At 60.2% G+C, this 304-nt stretch carries 1 protein-coding gene; it reads left to right on the top strand.

Annotated elements, in window-relative coordinates:
* Window positions 1-80: 80 nt before the first annotated feature.
* Window positions 81-304 (top strand): AAA family ATPase (locus BN1800_RS39870; RefSeq protein WP_179214046.1); only part of this gene is annotated, 224 nt, incomplete at its 3' end.

Raw genomic sequence — 304 nt, forward strand, 5'->3', positions numbered from 1 at the left:
GGATCGTGGCATCGAGAAGTAGCACGATATGGGCGCGCCATGTCTCGGCGCGCCCATCCCTGTCAATCGTAGAGAGCGCCATGTCAGCTCGTGAAGACATTCTTCAGCTCGGCCATCGCATCGGCACGTCGATCATCGGCCAAGAGGCGATGGTCGAGCGTCTTCTGCTCGGTCTTCTTGCCAACGGCCATCTGCTTGTCGAAGGCCTGCCGGGCCTTGCGAAGACACGGGCGATCAAGAGCCTGGCGAAAAATCTCGACTCAGAGCTTTCACGCGTTCAGTTCACGCCCGACCTGCTGCCTGC

Source organism: Rhizobium sullae (assembly GCF_900169785.1).
Taxonomy (GTDB): domain Bacteria; phylum Pseudomonadota; class Alphaproteobacteria; order Rhizobiales; family Rhizobiaceae; genus Rhizobium; species Rhizobium sullae.